General features: G+C 64.8%; 17 protein-coding genes and 1 tRNA gene. 5 read left to right on the top strand and 13 right to left on the bottom strand.

From position 1 onward, the window contains the following. Positions 1–20 precede the first annotated feature (20 nt). The 11 genes from ABE571_RS13160 to grxD all read right to left on the bottom strand — a co-directional run bounded on the left by ABE571_RS13160 (position 21) and on the right by grxD (position 14,378). Positions 21–97: transfer RNA gene (locus ABE571_RS13160), tRNA-Asn, on the bottom strand. 70 nt (positions 98–167) lie between these two features. Beyond that, positions 168–599, bottom strand: a complete 432-nt coding sequence (locus ABE571_RS13155; protein ID WP_313211234.1) for a type IV pilin protein — start codon at positions 597–599, stop codon at positions 168–170. Positions 600–607: 8 nt separating this feature from the next. Next, on the bottom strand, positions 608–5,188 hold the full coding sequence (locus tag ABE571_RS13150) for a PilC/PilY family type IV pilus protein (protein ID WP_346482967.1): 4,581 nt from the start codon (positions 5,186–5,188) through the stop codon (positions 608–610). Continuing rightward, positions 5,185–5,667 carry a PilX N-terminal domain-containing pilus assembly protein gene (locus ABE571_RS13145; protein WP_121041674.1) on the bottom strand — a complete coding sequence of 161 codons (483 nt, stop codon included), beginning with the start codon at positions 5,665–5,667 and terminating at the stop codon, positions 5,185–5,187. Before ABE571_RS13145 ends, ABE571_RS13150 begins: the two co-directional genes overlap by 4 nt. A gap of 7 nt (positions 5,668–5,674) precedes the next feature. Beyond that, on the bottom strand, positions 5,675–6,856 hold the full coding sequence (locus ABE571_RS13140; RefSeq protein ID WP_346465469.1) for a PilW family protein: 1,182 nt from the start codon (positions 6,854–6,856) through the stop codon (positions 5,675–5,677). An 8-nt stretch (positions 6,857–6,864) separates the two neighbouring features. Continuing rightward, a complete protein-coding gene (gene pilV, locus ABE571_RS13135) occupies positions 6,865–7,329 on the bottom strand; it encodes a type IV pilus modification protein PilV (protein WP_313217815.1) in 465 nt (154 codons plus the stop codon). Beyond that, positions 7,326–7,841, bottom strand: a complete 516-nt coding sequence (locus ABE571_RS13130; RefSeq protein ID WP_346463752.1) for a Tfp pilus assembly protein FimT/FimU — start codon at positions 7,839–7,841, stop codon at positions 7,326–7,328. The genes pilV and ABE571_RS13130 overlap by 4 nt, the downstream gene beginning before the upstream one ends. A gap of 162 nt (positions 7,842–8,003) precedes the next feature. Beyond that, entirely contained in the window at positions 8,004–9,392 is a 1,389-nt protein-coding gene (gene ppnN, locus ABE571_RS13125; RefSeq protein WP_121042205.1) for a nucleotide 5'-monophosphate nucleosidase PpnN, read from the bottom strand. A 261-nt stretch (positions 9,393–9,653) separates the two neighbouring features. Beyond that, entirely contained in the window at positions 9,654–13,019 is a 3,366-nt protein-coding gene (locus ABE571_RS13120; RefSeq protein WP_346482964.1) for a carboxypeptidase regulatory-like domain-containing protein, read from the bottom strand. A 301-nt stretch (positions 13,020–13,320) separates the two neighbouring features. Then, positions 13,321–14,061, bottom strand: coding sequence for an SDR family NAD(P)-dependent oxidoreductase (locus ABE571_RS13115; protein ID WP_346481867.1), 741 nt, complete (start codon positions 14,059–14,061; stop codon positions 13,321–13,323). Further along, the gene (gene grxD, locus ABE571_RS13110) at positions 14,058–14,378 is read right to left on the bottom strand and encodes a Grx4 family monothiol glutaredoxin (protein ID WP_019186185.1); all 321 of its coding nucleotides are present in this window, start codon (positions 14,376–14,378) and stop codon (positions 14,058–14,060) included. Before grxD ends, ABE571_RS13115 begins: the two co-directional genes overlap by 4 nt. A gap of 162 nt (positions 14,379–14,540) precedes the next feature. Between grxD and ABE571_RS13105 the strand changes: the two genes are divergently transcribed. Next, a complete protein-coding gene (locus tag ABE571_RS13105; RefSeq protein WP_346482963.1) occupies positions 14,541–15,122 on the top strand; it encodes a Fe-Mn family superoxide dismutase in 582 nt (193 codons plus the stop codon). Between the two features lie 69 nt (positions 15,123–15,191). Here the strand turns inward: ABE571_RS13105 and ABE571_RS13100 are convergent, their stop codons facing one another. Both ABE571_RS13100 and purE read right to left on the bottom strand, forming a co-directional pair. Next, positions 15,192–16,340, bottom strand: coding sequence for a 5-(carboxyamino)imidazole ribonucleotide synthase (locus tag ABE571_RS13100; RefSeq protein ID WP_313217813.1), 1,149 nt, complete (start codon positions 16,338–16,340; stop codon positions 15,192–15,194). Then, complete coding sequence (purE, locus tag ABE571_RS13095) at positions 16,337–16,840, bottom strand: 5-(carboxyamino)imidazole ribonucleotide mutase (protein WP_019186188.1); 504 nt, start codon at positions 16,838–16,840, stop codon at positions 16,337–16,339. The genes ABE571_RS13100 and purE overlap by 4 nt, the downstream gene beginning before the upstream one ends. A 59-nt stretch (positions 16,841–16,899) precedes the next feature. Between purE and ABE571_RS13090 the strand changes: the two genes are divergently transcribed. From ABE571_RS13090 to ABE571_RS13075, 4 genes are all read left to right on the top strand, one after another. Beyond that, a complete protein-coding gene (locus ABE571_RS13090; RefSeq protein ID WP_176989579.1) occupies positions 16,900–17,169 on the top strand; it encodes a Trm112 family protein in 270 nt (89 codons plus the stop codon). Further along, positions 17,166–18,023, top strand: a complete 858-nt coding sequence (nadC, locus tag ABE571_RS13085; protein ID WP_313211243.1) for a carboxylating nicotinate-nucleotide diphosphorylase — start codon at positions 17,166–17,168, stop codon at positions 18,021–18,023. Before ABE571_RS13090 ends, nadC begins: the two co-directional genes overlap by 4 nt. A 140-nt stretch (positions 18,024–18,163) precedes the next feature. Further along, the gene (locus ABE571_RS13080) at positions 18,164–19,291 is read left to right on the top strand and encodes a DUF2272 domain-containing protein (RefSeq protein ID WP_346493815.1); all 1,128 of its coding nucleotides are present in this window, start codon (positions 18,164–18,166) and stop codon (positions 19,289–19,291) included. Between the two features lie 84 nt (positions 19,292–19,375). Next, a complete protein-coding gene (locus ABE571_RS13075) occupies positions 19,376–19,732 on the top strand; it encodes a DUF3301 domain-containing protein (protein WP_313211245.1) in 357 nt (118 codons plus the stop codon). Positions 19,733–19,902 lie beyond the last annotated feature (170 nt).

Below are 19,902 nucleotides of genomic sequence, written 5' to 3'. Positions count from 1 at the left end.
GCTCGCGGCTTTTGCAGATCTGGCGCCCGAAGTTGGACTCGAACCAACGACCCCCTGATTAACAGTCAAGTGCTCTAACCGGCTGAGCTATTCGGGCGGGGTGCGCATTCTAGCCAGCATCGGCAGGGGGATGCAAGCACTCCGGTACAACCGGCGATAGGGCAACGTTACCAGCAGCCGGAGACGGTCTTCTCGGTGGGCTTCTTGCGCCCTGCCTGATCCAGCGCCAACGTGCCGCACGTGTCCTTGGCCTGGCTTCCGCCGGCCACCGGGACGGCCTGGATACCGAACGTACTCGCTGTCGGATCCTTGTCGAAAGACAGGGTGTAATGTGCGGTGCCATCGCGCGGTGACTGGGTGAACTGCAGCTTGGCGGTGGCGTACGTGTTCTGGACCGTGTGGTAACGCTCCAGGTTCTGGGCCAGCTCCACCAGATCGGCCTTGGCCTGGGCACGCCGGGATTTCCGCACGGAGTCCTGATAGGCCGGCATGGCGATGGTGGCAAGGATGGCCACCACGGCCACCGTGATCATCAGCTCGATCAGGGTGAAACCGGCGACACGGCGGCGGAAGGCGGTCTGCATGGGGGCTCTCGTCATGAAGGTCATCAGCGCACCTGCCGCCAGGACTGGCGTCCGCAGGGGCGCGGCATGTACAGCGGGTCGGCACCCGGTGCACGCAGCACGAAGGTGCACTGGTTGGCCTTGATCAGCTCATCCACCGTGCAGGTGGCCTTGGTCGGGTCGCACGGAGTCAACTTCGGCACGAAGATGTTGCTGTCCTTCACCGGTGGGCCGCTATTGGTGGCCCCGCCCTTGGTCAGCGCGATGCCGCCGCAGTTGCCTGTGCACAGCGAATCGCCCCCGATCTCCTGACTGAGGCCGGTCATCGATCCAGCGCCTGTAAGCAGATCCAGCGAGTACATCCAGTTGGTACCGCCGCCGCCGCCGCAGATCGCCTGACCCGGCTCGTAGGTGGTGAACACCACCTTCCGATCCTGGATGGTCGGATAGCCAACGAAGCGCTCACCGGCCACCACGTCGCCGACGATCAGGTCGGTATACCAGCCGCGCTGGCTCACATAATTGACGGCGTTGCTGCTGACATCCCGCAGCGAGTAACCCCCGCTTCCGGCACGCGAGGTGATCTGCTGCGAGATCAGATCACCGCGTCCGCCAATCGTCGAGGTCATGTTGTCCCAGACGCCGTACAGCGATTGCACCGGCGAAGACGAACTCACGGAATTGTCGTCATTGGTGAAGTACTGGCCGGTACCGAACACGATGTTGTAGCCACGCCCGGCCGCCTTGGAGACCTCCAGCCCCCCCATGATCGGCTGGGCGACGCTGTTGCGGCTGGCGGTGAACAGGGGTGCGCCACTGTAGGCCACGGCCCACTTGCTGGGGTCTGGATCGCGGAGGTCGAACTTCCACAGGTTGCCCTGCATGTCACCGCCATAGACGGTGTCGGCGATCCCGTTGCTGTTGTAGGCCGCCACCGGCGCGACGTTGATCAGGCCGTTGCGCAACGCATAGCCGCTGCCACTGGGCGACAGTCGCTTGAGCACCTGCCCGGTCTGGATATCCACCACGAACAGCACCGGCTTGCCACTGGATGCATTGACGCCGTTGCCGAAGATCGCCACGAACCGCGGCGCGCTCTCAGCCGCACTGCCAGCGACCGGCACGATCACCGGCTTGCCCAGCGCGAAGCCCATGTCCGAATCGGTCTTGCCCGAGACTTCCCACAGCACGTCATCCTTGGTGAAAGCGCCCGGATTGCTGATGTTCAAGCCAAACATCGCGCCGTTGCCGACAGCCTTCGCATTGGGCGCCAGGGTGGCGCCGCCGGCACCGGTGGAGCCGACCAGCACGGTATGCCAGGCATCGCCGTAATAGACGTCCGACGAGGTCAGCGCACCATCCACGTAATAACGATGCGAGTACTTCGGATTGGCCAGCTCGGCCATGTGCTGCAGCGAGGCGGACGGAATGAACGCGAAGAGCTCATTGCCGGCCGTTGTGCCGGTGGAGGCATCGAAGGCGTGCAGCATGCCGTCGTTCGCGCCGACATACACCATGGTGCGCCGGCTCTTCTTCGCGGTCAGGTAGTCCTTGTATCGGGTCGCCAGCGTCGCCTTCCAGGCGGGCGTGGAGCCCCACGTGCCATAGCCGTAGTTGTCGGCCGTGGACACGATCTCGGTGGTGGAGTTGACGATATCGCCAAGAATCGAACCACGCGAGCGGAAGCCGCTGATGGCCGAGCCTTTCAGGTAGTTCACCAGGTCGGCCACGCTGTGCGAGCCAAACCAATCGGGGATAGAGCTACTGAAACCCATACTGGCCAACTGCGCCTTGCGGTCCGCACCCGGGACATTGTTCGCCTCGAACGGTGCAGCCGCCACCGGCACCAACGCCCCGCTCCCATCGACCGTGGTCGGCGAAGTCGCCATGACGATGGTGCGACCACTGGAGCTCATCTTGGTCGAGGCGCGCCACAGCTCAATGTCATCGGTACCCGTGTCGGACACCTTGCTGGCAACGACATCACCCACCCAGTCGTTGGTGCCCGAGGTCACTTTGTAACTGGCTGATACCGTGAACGAGCCCGCATTGATACGCGCACCGGAGCCACCGCCCGCCACCGGCGCGTCGCCTTCCGCAGCACTTGCGAAGATCGCCTCGAGCGCGGCCTTGAGCTTGGCTGGATTGCGTGCGAGGAAGTAGTTATCCGGCGTACCTGGCACCTTGGTGTCCCACTTGCCACTGGGCACGCCGTATTTGGCGGCGTACCACAGCGGGCTTTCCAGCTGGCTGGCCTGCGCACCACTCAACTTGTAGCGAACCAGAGAAGGCTTGGTCCAGTTGTCCGGCGGATTCTCCGAGGTGCTGATCACCGAGCCATTGCTGTCGCCCGGACGCAGCAGCAGGCGCTGCACGTTGGTCGCGCTCGAGCCAACGATGGTGTAACCGGTCAACATCGCATTGCCTGCGTACGCCGAAAGATTCTCAAGGCGCACCAGTACCTCATCTTCGCCGATGGTCGCGCTCAACAAGCCATTGGCGCATTCCGTCTTGTTCTCCGATCGCCAACACATGTCAGCCACGCCCGCCTTGTCCCCGCAGGCAGCACCGACGCAGTAGCTCATCATCGTCACGACGTCGTTGTCATGATCGTTGCCCCACAACGAATCCTCCCACACCAGCGAGAAGCTGCCGGACTTGCCGTCGGCACGATAGGGACGACCATAGACATGCTTGGCACCTACCGTCGACTGCTTGGTGCCGATTCCGACGGCGCCGAGGAAGCAGCTGCGCCAACCCGAATCACTGATCTTGGCACTGCCGGTGTTGTTTGCCTGACACAGCGGCGACAACGAAATCGTGCCGCCGGCAACGCTGATGTCGAACTTGGGCAGGTTCTCCGCCATGGCCACCGTATAGGTGGTCGCGGTCACTTTGTAGTCCGCCGGCTTGCCTGTCAGGCCCGGGCGCAGATCGGTCTCCGCGGCGGCCTTTGCCAACCCTGCCATCAGGTAGCTACCTTCGGTGGAAGGAATGTCCGGACAGATACCGCGGACCAGACTGAGGTTGTCGACGGTGCGGGCTTCGCAGATGTCTTCGTGGGTTCGAATCGACTCGTAGCGGCCAGTGAGTCCGACCCGCCCAGCCATATAACTTTTGCCGTTGATCCCTTCCGCAGCACCGAGCGCATCCGTTGCTGACACCGCCGAAGCCAGATGGGGCACCGAGCCGACGTTGTCACTGTCGAACGACGGGAGCCCCGAGGACATCACCAGGATGTTGCAGGTGGCGCAGTACGAGTTCCCCCCCGTTGCCGTGCTCCGGTAAGGATCCTTCCATTCGACCCCGGTTGGCAGGCCCGAAAGATCACCGGTATCTCCGTAAACCTTGGTTCCAGCGCCCACGTAACGCAGCGCCTCGGCATACATCTCGGCCAGCGGATTACCCCAGGCACTGCAGTTCTTGGCACCGTCGCCGGAACTGCCCGGATCGAGCAAATGGCCGCGCCCCTTGAACCCCTGGCGGTTCAGAATGCTGTAGTCGTTGCAGTCGTTCCAATTGTTGCTCCAGTTCCACTGGTCAATCCGGAAGTTGGACATCGTATTGATGATGCCCTCGGCGCCACTGTTCTTCGCCAGGCAGAGCTGCCCGGTGGCCAGGTTGATCTCATCGCCCGCGTCACAAAGCGTACTGCCATTGCCAGCAATCTTGCCGATGTTCCGGCGAAGCACACCGCCATCGCGAGGACTGGAGTAGGTGCCGGTCACCAGGCCAAAACGAAGACGGCCACTCTCACCATAGCTCTGCAGCAGACCACTAGGCTTGTAGTGATCGTTGGTACCGTCGTTGTACTTGCGGCAGAAACTCTCGCGGTGCGCATCCTTGCCTGGATTACAGACTTCCACCCGGACGTTGTAGTCGGTGGTTTTTTTAGGCGTATCCGAGCCGCCATCACCCGTGCGGCTCACGCCGCATTGATAAAGTGCCGTTGACGCCCATTCCGACCAGACCCCTCCCGCCACGCGCATGAGCGGCGCACCATCCGCACTGATGCTCGCGTTACAGAACGATGCGCTCGCCGTCAGGGGCGTGAAGCTGTTGATATCGTTGCCGGTATAAACCTTGACCCACGCGTGCAGGTCATTGGGGATCTGTGCGCGCTCCAGCACGGTCTTGTTGGCATCATCGGTGGAACGCTGCCCGCCATAGAGGACGTAGCGCATCACGTCCAGCCGGCTCATGGTCACCCAGTTGAGGAAGTTGCCCGACCAGCCCTTGCCACCACAGCTGTGCTTGTTGTCGCCGGTGGCTGCGTTGGCGGCCTTGAACACTCCGGCGTCATAGCTGTAGCAAAGATTCGAATCGAAATAGCCTTCGTACGGGAACTTGTCCTGGTACGTGGTATCGATGATCTTGTCGTCGTCCAGATCGCTGTAATCGCTGTAGGCCTTGTTGAACAGCTGCTCATCGCGCGACATCACCATCATCATCAGCGGCGGCTGGCTCTGTTTGGTATAGAGCGGCTCCTGCGCGATGTCGTAGTCGCCCAACGCGGCGCGCAGCGGCACGACGCGGCTGAGCAGGAAGCCCACCACGATGACAAGGACGCCAATGCGCAGCCAGTTGATCGTGCGCTTGCTGAAATGGAAGCGATCAGAGGTCATGGGATATAGATCGTGTCGACGACCGCACTGGCCGAGGGATTGGTCGGTTCGTCACTGGCCAGTGCAGTGATCTGATAGATGTTGCCGGTCTCTTCGTTCTGGCGCTCACCCACGCGCGCACTGGAGGCGGCGAAGCACTTGTCCAGGCGCCGCGTATAGCTTGCCTTGGCGTCGGAGGTGCCGTCGGCCCAGGTCAGGGGATCGAAGATCGGGCTGCACTCTTCCTGCTTTGCCGTGTAGGTTCCGCCGGCCGCCAGGTCGGTATCGATGGTGTTCTCCAGCGTGCGTGCATCCGCCTCGGCATTCTGGAAGGCCAGGTTGGTGCGCAGGTAGTTGGCCGCCATGCGCTCCTGCATGCCGGTCACCTGCATGCCTGCTACGCCGAGAAGCGCAAGCAGGATCAATATGATGAGGGCGACATACAGCACGGCACCGTTCTGGCGGCGCGGTGCGACAAAAGGTTTTGGACGCGATGCCATGGAAGCCTCAATTGCCATAAAGGCGATTACGTACGGCGATCGTGGTTTGGTAGACCGTCCGGAAACGACCGTCCGTCGGCGCGGTGAAGGTGACGCCCATGGCCGTCAACGCCGCATCCGCGTTGGCCTGCGCTGCGGCTGACGGATCCGGGCTTTCCAGCACCAGGCCCAGTTGCACCGCCCCGACCCGACGCCACGCATCGGCGGCCGGCGTGATCGAGGCCTCCACGTCGGCAGCGGTTCCCTGCCGATCGATGTAGCCGGTGGGCGGCGAGGCGGCGCTGAGCGAGCGATCCTGCCCATACAGCAGCTGCATGTTGCGGACCCCCTCGACCAGTGCTTCCGGCGTACCCGCGACCAGGGCTTCACCGGGTTTGGCCGAGAACCGCACGCGATAGAGCGAACTCTGCTTGGTGGTGGCGTCGTAGCCGATGTAATAGACCACGCTCTCCGCGCGATACAGCATGGCCTGGCCCGGCGTATAGAGGCTGGTGAAGCTGCCGGTGTTGTTCGGCGCGGACTCGAATGTCACGGTACCGGCAGACCCACTCACCTCGCTTGCCTGGAACATGGTGGCGGTCAGGCAGTCGGCGACACCAAACAGGCCCGGCGCTTCCACACCACTTTGGAGAACGGCCCAACGGCTGCTGTCGAAATTGAACACCGGTTTATCGTCCGTGCCCCCCACCAAGGTGACCGGGACACCATCGGGCACCAGAAACCGCAGTGCGACGATGTCGCTGCCGTCCACCCGATTGGTCAACGCTTCGGCGTATTCCGTCGGCAGCGCCGGGGTGTACTCGATGCCGCCGGTCGACGGTGTGGCACTCAGGGTCAACGGCTTGCCAGGCTCGGTGTCGGCGGCCTCGAAGCCCTGGATGGACTGCATGAAATCCAGCGCCGGGTGGCCGCCGGCATCGAACGTTGTATGCATCGAGCCAGGGCTCTGCACATTGTGACTCTGGTCGTTGACGCAACCGAAGTGGCCGGCCATGCGCAGATCACGCTGCAGGTAGTCCATCGCGAAGCGGCCATTCTCCTGCACGCGCGCCAGCCCCTCCGAGAGGCGCGAGGCCGTGCGCGAAGCGGCGAACACCTGCATCAGGCCCAACAGCAGGACCAGGCCGATGACCATGGCGATCATCAACTCGATCAGCGAAAGACCGCGTACGCGTTCACGGGGTGACATGGCGCGCATCACAGCTGCGTCCTCGCCGCAAAGGTGGTGTCCGCCGCGTCCAGCCAGCGCTCGTCTCCCCAGCTCACGCTGACCGTCACTTCATCGCCGCTGCGGGTCACCTTGGCACTGGCTTCATCGCCCAGGGCCTTGCCCAGCCGGCAGCGCCAGTCCGTCATGTACTGATCCTTGGTGATCTTGGCGCCGATCGGCGATGTGCAATCGGCCGCCTTGGTGGTCGCCGCGTAGCTGCCTACGTAGGTCGTCGCGGCGACGCGGTTGATCCGGATCTGGTCCAGCAGCTCGTAGCTGAGGTTGGTCGCCTGAGTGCGGAAATTCGCGCTCTGCACGAACCGCACGTTCATCGTCTGCAACAGCGCGAAACCAAGCAGGCCGATGCTCATCACCACGATCGCGATCAGCACCTCGATCATGGTGAAGCCGCCCTGCCCTGCGCGCCGCGCGCCAAGATGTCTTGCCGTCACTTGCAGCTCTCCCGTTCCACACGTACCTGCCCAACGGCCGACAGCCGCAGCGTGCGCTGCAGCGGCAGGTCCCCGCACTCGTCGGGCTTGAGGGTGATGTCCAGCGCCGATGCGGCGCGATTGCGACCCCGGCCGTCGAAGGCCAGCGTCAGGTTGTCCTGGCTGCCCAGCATCTTGGTCGAGCCGGCCGAGTACCGCAGCACCGGCTCGCCGGAATCGAAGCTGCCACTGCCGTCGGCATCGGACCAGACCATCCAGCCGTCGCCCCAGGTATCGCCGTTGCAGCTGGTGCCATCGGATGAGGCGCATACCCCGGCCCCACGGGTGTTCTTCAGCGCTTCGCTGCGCGCCAGCGCCAATGAAGCCATCAGCTCGTTGGTGGTGGTGGCCGCCCGGTTCGAGCGCAGCACGCCCTGGAAACTCGGAAACGCAATCACTGCCAGGATGGCAAGCACCGCGATGGTGACCATCAACTCGATCAGTGTGAAGCCGTTGGACCGGCGCAAAGACATGAAACGCTCCCCAGCGTTGATGACACAGAAGATGAACGTCCCGCCGCCGATCAGCAAGGGGCGGCAGGACGAACGGTCGCCCGGAGGCGACAGGCGTCAATCAGTTGACGCAGATCCAGGCCGACGGCAGGCCCCCTGCCCGCCGCTGGCCCGGCCAGGGCCTCAGGCCATGACCTTGTAGCAGGGCTGATACTCGCCCGAGATCTTCATGCGGCGCTGCTCGACGAAGGCGCGCAGCAGCTCATCCAGCGCCTGCATCATGTCCGCATCGCCATGGATCTCGAAGGGACCGAACTGCTCGATGCGGCGCATGCCGTCTTCCTTCACGTTGCCGGCCACGATGCCGGAGAACGCGCGACGCAGATCGGCGGCCAGGGCATGCGGCGGACGGCCGTGATGCAGGTCCAGCGCGGCCATCGCCTCGTGGGTCGGCACGAACGGCTGCTGGTATTCCCACGGAATCTCGATCGACCAGTTGAAGAAGAACGAGTCCTTCTGCGCCAGGCGATGTTCGCGCACGCGCTTGATGCCCTGGGCCATCTTGCGGGCGACGTTGACCGGATCGCCGATGATGATCTCGTAGCGGCTGGCGGCTTCCTCACCCAGGGTGAGGCGGATGAAGCGGTCGATCTGCTCGAAGTACGGCGCGGCCACGGTCGGGCCGGTCAGGATCAGCGGGAACGGCAGGTCCTTGTTCTCGTCGCGCAGCAGGATGCCCAGCAGATACAGGATCTCCTCCGCGGTGCCGACACCACCGGCGAACACGATGATGCCGTGGCCGATGCGCACGAACGCTTCGAGACGCTTCTCGATGTCCGGCATGATCACCAGGTGGTTCACGATCGGGTTCGGCGACTCGGCGGCAATGATGCCCGGCTCGGTCAGCCCGATGTAGCGCGTGGTGGTCTTGCGCTGCTTGGCGTGGGCGATGGTGGCGCCCTTCATCGGGCCCTTCATCGCTCCCGGGCCGCAGCCGGTGCAGATGTCCAGCCCGCGCAGGCCCAGCTCGTAGCCGACCTGCTTGGTGTACAGATACTCATCGCGACCGATCGAGTGGCCGCCCCAGCAGACGACCAGGTTCGGGTCGCCCGGGTTGAGGATGCGCGCGTTGCGCAGCAGCCCGAACACCGCGTTGGTGATGCCTTCCGAAGATTCCAGCTCCGCCGCGTAGGCCGGGCCCATCTCGATGGCCATGTAGGCCAGATCGCGGACCACCGCGAACAACAGCTCGGCCACACCGCGGATGATCTCGCCATCCACGAAGGCCATCGCCGGCGCGTTGACCAGATCGATGCGCACGCCGCGGTCCTGCTGTGCCACCTGGATATCAAAATCGGGATACAGATCGCGCGCCGCGCGCGGATCGTCCGAGGCGCTGCCGCTGGTCAGCACGGCCAGCGCGCAGCGGCGCAGCAGTTCGTGCATACCACCACCGGAGGCATCGCGCAGGCGCGCAACTTCCGCGCGCGACAACACATCCAGCCCACCGCGCGGGTAGATCCGCGCGTCCTGCACCGGCAGCGTCCGCGCCGGCTTTTCGTTGATCGTCATGTCCATCTTTTTCGCTTTCCTCAAGGTTACCGACTGTACCGCTGCCCCCTTAAAAAGCAAAACGGCCGGGAAACCCGACCGTTTGGACACCAATTCGAGGAGCCTGACATCTGCCCCATACCGCCCTGCACGCGAAGGCGCCAAGCCCGCGAAGCCTACACGCCTTGACCCCAAGGCACAAGGGCTTGTCTGGTCCGCGCAAAAAGAAACGGCTGGGGATGCCCCCCAGCCGTCTCCGTCACCTTCACATCAGTACAGCAATCAGAAGGTGTAACGCAGGGTCAGCAGCAGAGACCAGCGCTGCGACGGGCTCAGGCTTTCGTTGACCGCCAGCGCCTTCGGCGAGTAAACGCCACCAGCGTTGTAGTTGGTGCCGGAGATATCGTAGATGTACTTACCATCGGCGCTCACACCCGAGACGTCGGCAAGGCGACGGATCAGCGGGAAGTCAGCGCGGTGCTCGATACCCCAGTTCTTGTCGATCATGTTCAACACGTTGAACATGTCGAGGCGGATCTCACCCTTGTGACCCTTCATGAAACCAGGGATTTCCTGGCTGAAGGAAAGATCGATCTGATTCACCCAGCCAGCGCGGCTGGCGTTGCGATTGGCCACCGAGCCAGCTGCACGACTCAGGTCAGTGCTGTTGCCAAGGTAATCCCAGAACGAATCAGCCATCGCAGCCGATGCGGCATTCGCCCAGACCACGTCGTCAGGACCACCCGGGACGTAAGCAAGCGAACGACCCGAAATCCCCAGACCCTGCGCATCGTTGCCGAATACCCAGCTGTACGGCGCGCCGGTATGACCGTCATAGAAGGCAGAAACGCGGGTTGCATAGTCGCCGAAGAATTTACGTTCCCAGCTCAGCGACGCAATGATGCGGTTCGGGATCGAGTAGTTCGACGTCGACAACACGTCCTCGCCCGGGTTGTACCACGCGTTGTTCTGATAGCTGCTGTAGGCAACGCTCGAGGTGCCCGGATTGACTTCCTTGGCGCGGCTGTACGTGTACGCCAGCATGCCCGACCACGAACCATTGAACGGCTTCTTCAACGAAACGGTGAAGTTGTCCGAGCTGCCCTTGTCGGTATTTGCCAGTTCAATGACATTGCCGAAGGACGGGTTCTTGTTCCAGTTGGGCGTATTGGCGCTGGCCGGAGCACCAGCCGGGTTGCGGGCGTAGGTGAAGCGACCGTCCGGCAGCGTGCCGGTCGGAGCACCGGTGTTCAGATCGCGGTAGATGATGCCCTTGTCGACTTCAAGATGCTGGTACTCGGCAGTGAACACCAGGTCAGACCACGGAAGCTGATGGTCCAGGCCCAAAGTGTACTTCCACACGGCCGGGAGCTTGAAGTCCGGATCGACGACGTTCACGGTCATGTTGGAGGTACCCAGCCCAGGCGGGGTGATGACGCCACCCGGCACGTTCTGGTTGGCGCCGTCGCCGCTGAACAGCGGATCGCTGGGCAGACGGAGACGGTTGATGTCATAGCTGGTCACAGCAACGCCGTTGTTGGAGTACGGATTGCCAATCCACACGGCCGGCGTGTTGGAGACGAACAGACCCGCGCCGCCACGCAGCTGGGTCGGGCGCTCGCTGTCGAACTCATAGTTGAACGACACGCGAGGCTGCACCACGCTATTGCCATCGATGGTGCCGGTGTTTGCATAGCCGAAACCACCGGTCGCCGCAGCCGGATTGGCCGGGTTGTTGCGCAGGCCGCACGAACCCAGATTGCCCAAGGTACCCGGATCCGCAGCAAAACACTCATTCAACGTCGGAAGCGGGTTGACCTTCGGCATGTCATAACGCAGGCCGTACTGAACCGACAGACGATCAGTTGCCTGCCAGGTGTCCTGCAGGAACAGACCGTACTGCTTCAGCTTGAATTCGGCTGCCACGTTGCTCAAGCCATAGCCAGCTGCAGGCTGGGCCAGTCGATAGCGACGATAGGTGCCGTTCTCGAAATCAGCAATCGAGTTGAACTCGTAAGTGCCGTTGTAACGCTGCAGGAACAGGTTGTACACCTCGTCCTGCTGGTAATCGAAACCGGCCTTGATCACGTGATCACCCAGGAACCAGCTACCGGCGAAGTAAGCCGTCAGCGACTTGGTGCCCAGTACGTTTGCCTGGCTGGAGTATTCAGTGCCGAGAACGACGCTCGGGCCGGTGTCCCGGCCGCTGGTGCGAACGGTGATTTCCGGCTGGTAGCCACCAGCCAGCGGCACGCGGCTCTGATCGAACTTGCTGTAGCCCACCGATGCTTCGGTCGAGAAGGTGTCGCTCCAGTCGTCATAGAAGCTCAGGGCGTAGCTGGTGTTTTCTTTGGCTACGGTGTACCAATTGCTGGAGAGCTTCAGCTGGTCGGTCGAGCTGGCGGTGACGATCGGCTCGTCTTCCTCGGTACGGCTAAAGCGAAGGCTGGCGCGATGGAAATCATTGATGTTCCAGTCGATCTTGGCCAGGTAGCGCTTGCTTTCAATATCAGCATTTGCCGAAGAGGTATCACCAGCAACAACGCCAAAACGATCAGCAGCGGCCGTAATGCGATTCAGGTCGGCCGTGGTAACACCCGTAACGGTGCTTGCAGCCCCGGAATCAGCGGTGCCCCACAGCGAACCCGGGCTTTCCTTGATGCTTTCTTCATAGGAGGCGAAGAAGAACAGCTTGTCCTTCAGGATCGGGCCGCCCACCGTTGCACCCTTCGTGGTGTCCTTGGTGAAACCGGTCCACTTCGCGCCATTCTGGCTCTTGCCGACCATGTCATCCGGATCCTGGTAGACGTAATACGCCGAACCATGGAACTCGTTGGTGCCGCTCTTGGTGACTGCATTGACCCAAGCGCCGACGCCGCGGCGGGTAGCCACGTCAAAGTTGGCCGTCGAGATGTTGTAGCTTTCAATCGCGTCCTGCGAAATCGGCGTACCCTTCGTCGGCAGGCCGTTGTCATTCAAACCAAAGGGGTCACCGGCGTTGATCGTGTCGATCGTGATGCTGTTGTAACGATTGTTCTGGCCCATTGCCGAGAACGCACCGCGGTCGCGATCGGTGACGACCACGCGCGGATCCATACGCACCACGTTCTGGATCGAGCGATCCGGGGTCGGCGTGCGGTCCAGATCCTGACGGCTCAGATTGGTGGCAACGCCCTTGTTGTCCGAGGTAAAGGCTTCCGGCATGCGCGAGGCAACGACGCTGACCGAATCAAGCGTTGCCACGTCACCAGTCAAGGCGGCACTGACGTTGGTGACCTTGTCCAGGTTCAGATACACGCCCTCTTCGGTGCGGGTGCCCTCCCCGGACTTGGTGATGGTGATCGTGTACGGACCACCCACGCGCAGGCCGCGCGCGTTGTAACGACCCGACGCATCGGTGGTCGCACGGCTGACCGTGCCCGACTCGGTGTGCGTGATGGTGACTTCGGCACCGACGACAGGCGCACCTGCGGCCGACGTGACCTGACCGCCGACACCGGCAGAGGTGCTCTGGGCGAAGGCGGGTACGGCGGCAAGTGCAGCCACGAGACCAAGCGTCAGCTTGGACATCCGGAGACAACGGGAGTGGGTCATTGGGGAGTAGCCTCGATGCGAGATTGGCGATGGCGGAGAAAAAAACGCGCCCAAGCAGCCTTGCTGGCGGCTGACTGGACTTTTATCTGGGTTCCCTAGCCGCGAGCTGGTTTCAGCCGCAACGGTTAACACTAGATTAACACGGTAGCCCCGGATTGTGACGGTTTGGCGACAAAACACACGCCATCACAACGGGATCGTGACGCTATCTTCACATCTGAGTGTGACGGGCTGAATTCGGGCCAGTGGGGCCCTCAGCTGTGTCGAGATGGGTGCCCGCAAGTTGGCCGGGGAGCCGGGGAGCCGGCCAGCGGCCGGCACTACCGTGAAAGAGGCGGTGACGCCTTTGCCGCTCTCAGGCCTCGAGGATCTGGCCGCGGTGGGCGGCGCCCGCAGCGGACAGCAGCAGGACCGCCGCGGCGGCGCACTCGGCCGGGTCACGGGCGGTGCGGTCTTCATCCAGGGAGAACGCACGGGCGCGCAGCGCCGTACGCATCGGGCCGGGTTGCAGGCCGCTGACCCGCACCGGGCTGCGGCCGAGTTCGTCATGCAGGGAAGCGATCAGGCCGCGCAGGCCGTGCTGGGCCGCGCCGTAGCCGCCCCAATAGGCCTGCCCTACCCGCGCCGGGTCATCCACGGTGAACACCAGCGCGGCATCGTCACTCTGGCGCAGCAGCGGCAGGCAGGCCTGGGCCAGCCAGGCCGGCGCGGTCAGGTTCACATGCACGGCGCGGGCAAAGGCGGCCGGGTCGGCCAGCTCGAACGGGGTCAGCCCGGCGAAATCAGCTGCGCAATAGAGAACACCATCCAGATGACCGAGCTCGGAGTGCAGGCGCTCGGCCAGGGTGGCGTAATCGTCCGGGGTGGCGCCTTCCAGATCCAGCGGATACAGCAACGGCTCGGGGCCGACCGCCTCGACGGCGGCGTAGACCCGGTCCAGGCGGCGCGGTTTGCGCCCCAGCAGGACCACGGTTGCCCCGGCCTGCGCGCAGGCGACAGCGGCCGCGCTACCAAAGCCTCCCCCGGCCCCGGCGATAAGAATGACGCGATCGGCGAGCGATCCGGTCCCGACCACCACGGACGGGACCGCACTCACGGCTGGGAAGCCTCTTCGACGATGCGCTTGAGCTCGCCGGATTCGAACAGCTCCAGCACGATGTCGCAGCCACCGATCAGCTCGCCGTGGATGAACAGCTGCGGGAATGTCGGCAGGTTGGAGAAGCGCGGCAGGTTGGCGCGGATCTCGGGTTCTTCCAGCACGTTGACCGTGCGCAGCGCGATCGCGCCGGCGGCCATCAACGCCTGGATGGCACGGCTGGAAAAGCCGCACATGGGATATTGCGGAGTGCCCTTCATGAACAACACGAGGGGGTAACGTTCGACTTCGGACTGGATCTGCTGCATCACCGCCACAACGACTCTCCCTCCAATGGGACAACCCGGCCTCACCGGTCGGATAGACTTCCCTGGCCGCCATTGTATGCCCTACCTTCGGGTGGTGGGCACCCTGCCATCCGCCACACTGATGACGACCCGCCATGGATCGGCGCTCTCCCTTCCCAATCTGTCGTGCCCATGCCCCTCGAACTACCTCGCCTTCCCTACGACCGCGCCGCCCTTCAGCCTCACCTGTCGGCGGAGACGCTGGACCTGCACCACGGGCGCCACTTCCGTGACTACCTGGATACGGTGAACGCACGTATTGAAGGCACGGAGCTGGCCGAGCTGCCGCTGGAGGAGATCGTCCGCCAGAGCCAGGGCAGCCTGTTCGATGCCGCGGCCCAGGCCTGGAACCACCAGTTCTATTTCCAATGCCTGCACCCGCGCGCCGGTGGCGATCCGCAGGGCCGGCTGGGTGAACTGGTCACCCGTCATTTCGGGGATGCCAAGCGCCTGCGCGATACCTTCGACAGCGCCGCACTGCGTCTGTTCGGCTCGGGCTGGGTGTGGCTGGTACAGCACCCCAATGGCGCGCTGGCGATCCAGGTCACGCGCAACGCGGGCACGCCGCTGACCGGCGAGAGCACCCCGCTGCTGGCCTGCGATGTGTGGGAACACGCGTATTACACCGACTATCAGAATGAGCGCGCGCGCTATCTGGAGGCGTTCTGGAAACTGGTGAACTGGGACTTCGTCACCGCGCAACTGCGCGATTGAGGCCCGGTAGCGCACGACCGTTGGTCGTGCGTCCAGGTAGTGCCGGCCGCTGGCCGGCACCCCTCGCCTTCAACCGCGCAGGATCTCGATGACCGGCGCGACCTGCTCACCGCGATCAAGCTGCGCACCGACGCTTTCCAATGCACCGGCCAGCGCCGCCGCATCGTCATCGCGCAGCGTGGCATGGCCAACCTTGCGCCCGTCCCGCGCCTGCTTGCCGTAATCGTGCCAATGGCCGCCGGCCTGGCCGAGCACCGCGTTGGCATCGGGCATCTGGCCGATCCAGTTGAGCATGCAGGCATGGCCCAGCATCCGCGTATCGCCCAGCGGCAGGCCGAGCACGGCGCGCAGGTGGTTGTCGAACTGCGAGGTCTCGCTGCCTTCGATGGTCCAGTGGCCGGAGTTGTGCACGCGCGGTGCCATCTCATTGGCCAGCAGTTCATCGCCGCGGCAGAACAGTTCGAGCGCGAACACGCCGACATAGTCCAGGCGCTCGGCCAGCGTACGTGCGTAGCCGATGGCCGCCTCGTGCTGGAGCGCCGGCAGCTGCGCCGGGGCCAGGCTGGCCGAGAGCACCCCGTTGACGTGCCAGTTGCCGGTGATCGGCCAGGCGCGGAACTCGCCATCCTGCCCGCGGACCGCCACCACGCTGACCTCGCGATCAAAGGCGACGAAGCCTTCCAGAATCAGGCCGGTCTTCTCGACCTGGCTGCCGAGGGTGTCCCAGGCAGCGTCGATGTCGGCCGCGCTGCGGATCCGGAACTGGCCCTTGCCGTCATAGCCCAGCCGGCGGGTCTTGACGATGCAGGGCATGCCGAACTCGGCGACCTTGGCCGCCAGTTCGTCGCGGCTGCGGATATCGGCGAAGGGCGGCAGCGGGATGCCCAACGACTGGAACAGGGTCTTCTCGCTGAGCCGATCCTGGGCCACGGCCAGCGCATCCGGATTGGGATACACCGGCACGCGCTCGGCCAGGAACTTGGCGCTGCGCGCCGGCACGTTCTCGAAATCGAAGGTCACCACGTCCACGCGGGCGGCGAACGCGGCCAGGGCCGCCTCATCCTCGAACGCGGCCACCTGCAGCGGTGCCACCTGGGCACCACAGGCATCGGCGGCCGGGTCGAACAGCTCGAAGCGCAGCCCCATCGGCGCACCGGCCAGGACCATCATGCGGGCGAGCTGACCGCCGCCCAGAATGCCAACGGTCCTGGGGGTCATTGACGCGGGTCGTCGTGGGCCATGACGTCTTCGGTCTGGCGGGCGCGGAAGGCCTCGAGCGCTTCGCCGATCGCCGGCTGGTCCGAGGCCAGCATGGCGGCTGCGAACAACGCCGCGTTGGAGGCGCCGGCGTTGCCGATGGCGAAGGTGGCGACCGGAATACCGGCCGGCATCTGCACGATCGAGAGCAGCGAATCCATGCCGTTCAGGGCTTTGGACTGCACCGGCACGCCCAGCACCGGCACGGCGGTCTTGGCGGCGATCATGCCCGGCAGGTGCGCGGCCCCGCCGGCACCGGCGATGATCGCGCGCAGGCCACGCTGGCCCGCCTGCTCGGCGTAGGTGAACAGCACGTCCGGCGTGCGATGCGCCGAGACCACTTTCACTTCATAGGGAACGCCCAGCGAATCCAGCTTCTGGGCGGCGTGTTGCATGGTTTCCCAATCCGAGCGGGATCCCATGACGATGCCGACGAGCGGCGCGGTTTGGTTGAGGGTCATTGGCCGTCACCTGCCTTAAAGACGTATTCTAGCCGTCTTCCACGCAAGACGAAGAATCCATGGATCGCAAGCTGCTCGACCTCCTGTGCTCGCCCGATACGCGCCAGCCCCTGTCCCTGCTCGACGCCACCGGCCTGGACGCGCTCAACCGCGCGATCGGCAGCGGTGCCGTGCTCAAGGCCGATGGCAGCCCGCAGGCGCAGGCGCTGCGCGAGGCCCTGCTGACCCGCGACCGCAAGCAGGTGTTCCGCGTGGACGACGGCATCCCGGTGCTGCTGGCCGAAGAGGCCATCGCCACCGCCCAGATCGCCGATTTCCCGGAAAAATGAGCCACCTCCCCGTGCCGGCCCCCGAGGCCGCCCTGGTGGCCGCCGATGTGGCCCGTGCGCTGGCCGAGGACATCGGCAGCGGTGATGTCACCGCCGCCCTGCTTCCGGACCGCCCCGACAGCGCCTACCTGCTGTGCAAGCAGGACGCGGTGATCGCCGGCCGCCCATGGTTCGATGCGACCCACCGGGCACTCGATCCGGAGGTCAGGATCGAGTGGCGCGTGGCCGAGGGCGACCGCGTCGCTGCCGGCACGGTGCTGGCGCTGCTGCAAGGCCGCAACCGCAGCCTGGTGAGCGCCGAGCGGACCTCGTTGAACTTCCTGCAGACGCTGTCCGGCACGGCGACCACCACCGCGCAGTACGTCGCGGCCGTGGCCGGTACCGGCGCGCGGATCCTGGACACCCGCAAGACCCTGCCCGGCCTGCGCGTGGCGCAGAAATACGCGGTGCGCTGCGGCGGCGGTGACAACCATCGCCTGGGCCTGTTCGACACGGTGATGCTCAAGGAAAACCACATCCGCGCGGCCGGCTCGCTGACCGCTGCGGTGCTGGCGGCGCGTGCGCAGTGGCCGGCGTTGCCGCTGGTGGTCGAGGTCGAAGACCTGGACCAGCTGCGCGAGGCGCTGGCGGTGGGCTGCACCCGCATCCTGATCGACGATTTCGATGCCGCCACGCGGCGCGAGGCCGTGCGCATCGCGGCCGGGCGGATTCCGCTGGAGGTGTCTGGCAGTGTCGGCCTGGACGGCCTGCGCGCGATCGCCGAGGACGGCGTGGACTGCATTTCCATCGGCGGGCTGACCAAGCATGTGCAGGCAATCGACCTGTCATTGAAACTGGGTCCGCCCCCGGGCTGAGGCGCGCGTGTCGATCAACGGTCGACACCTGCCGGGCTGGTAGCGCACGACCGTTGGTCGCGCGGCGTCGGCGCGCGGTGTTCACGGGATCGGCAGACCGGGTCTGCGAGGCTTGCCCTGCCCCCACCCGGAGAGCGCGTATGCGCCCCTTGTTCCTGCTTGCATGTCTGTCGCCGCTGGCGACGCTGCTGCCGGCCACCGCATCCGCGGCCGAGGTCTGCGATGTGCCCCCGCGGTTCGGGCTGAGCCCGCTGGCCGTGGCCATCGTGCAGACCGCCTGCAACGAACACCGCCTCTGGTACCGCCCCTTCATCGACCGCGATGGCCGCGCGGCCAGCCTCAGCGTGACCGAAGCCGAGGACGTCCACCTGGCCGACAACGGCCTCGTCGCGTGGCAGCGGGTGGTCGGCTACTGGCGGCAGAGCGGCACTTTGTCGCCGATGGGCAGCCAGCCCGGCGCATCGAGCTGCCTGGCCCCACCGGGCACGCGCTACACCGATAGCGACTGCCGTGCGTTCCTGATAGACAACCCGTGGTCGGCCGCCTTCATTTCCTGGGTGATGACCCGCGCCTCGGTACCCGGCTTTACCCGCTCGCCCCGACACATCGACTACATCCGCGCTGCCTACCAGAACAGCGGGCCGTACCGGATGACCGACCCGGCGCAGGAGAAACCCGCGCCCGGCGACCTGCTGTGCTACCTGCGCGACCGCCGCGAGACCCTGAGCTACAGCGGGCTGGTGCAGTCGCTGGGCAGCGGCGCGGTGACACACTGGAAATCGCACTGCGAAGTGGTGATCGCGGCCAACATGGGCGGCGACCGCACGCTGTATCTGATCGGCGGCAACGTCATGAACACCGTGGCGTTGCGCAAACTGTCGCTGGACCGCAGCGGCCGGATCGAGCTGCCGCCCGCGAAGGCCGGTGCAGGCGATGGGGTGGATCTGGGCTGTACGCCGGGCCGCGAAGAGGAATGCAGCTTCAATCGCCAGGATTGGGCCGCACTGCTGAAGCTGGTGGCGACCGCGCCGGCGACGGTGCCGATGGGAACTCCGGACCCGGCGACCCTGCCCGCTCCCGGCGTGACGGCACCGCCGATGGCGGCCCCGGCTTCCCAGGCACCGATGCGAGCGCCCATCGTGGTGCCGCCCCGTCCGCCGGTCCCGAGCGCGAACCCGGTTCCGGCCCCGCCGGCGAGCCCGACTCGGACGCCGACACCCACACCGACACCGATACCCGTCCCGCCACCGCCACCGCGCACGCCCTGATCGCGATCGCGCGGATGGCTTGATCCGCGCCGCATTCGTCGCCATCTTGGGAGGACCGACCTCCCTGACCGCGCCGAGTCACCGATGCCCAGTTTGATCCTGTTGATGATTGCCGGCGCGTTTGCCTACGCCTTCTGGAATTCTTCGCGTGCCGCCGCCGAACGTGCAGGCGTGCTCGGGCGCAATGCCTGCCGCGCTGCCGATGTGCAGTGGCTGGACCAGAGCGTGCACGCCACCGGCCTGCGCGTATGCCGCAAGGAGAACGGTTGGCTGGGCTGGGAGCGCACCTTCAAGTTCGAGTACTCGCACGATGGCGTGGACCGCCACAGCGGGCGCATGGTGCTGCGCGGTGATCAGCTGATCACGTTCGTGGGGCCGTCGGCGGCGCGGATCAGTGAGATCCGCCGCGATATCGATACACGGGATGCCGAAGACGTCTGAGCCCGGTAGAGCCGACCGTTGGTCGGCTGCTCTCTACGGACATCCAAGACAACCGACCCACGGCAGCCGACCAACAGCAGCCAACCAACCGCAGCCGACCAACGGTCGGCTCTACCGGGTCGGTGTCGTGGATCCCCAATGAAATGGCCGCCTTGCGGCGGCCATGGTGG

Origin of the sequence: Stenotrophomonas sp. TWI273, from assembly GCF_039674765.1 — a bacterium.
Classification (GTDB): domain Bacteria; phylum Pseudomonadota; class Gammaproteobacteria; order Xanthomonadales; family Xanthomonadaceae; genus Stenotrophomonas.
This window is presented reverse-complemented; position numbering and strand designations above follow the sequence as displayed.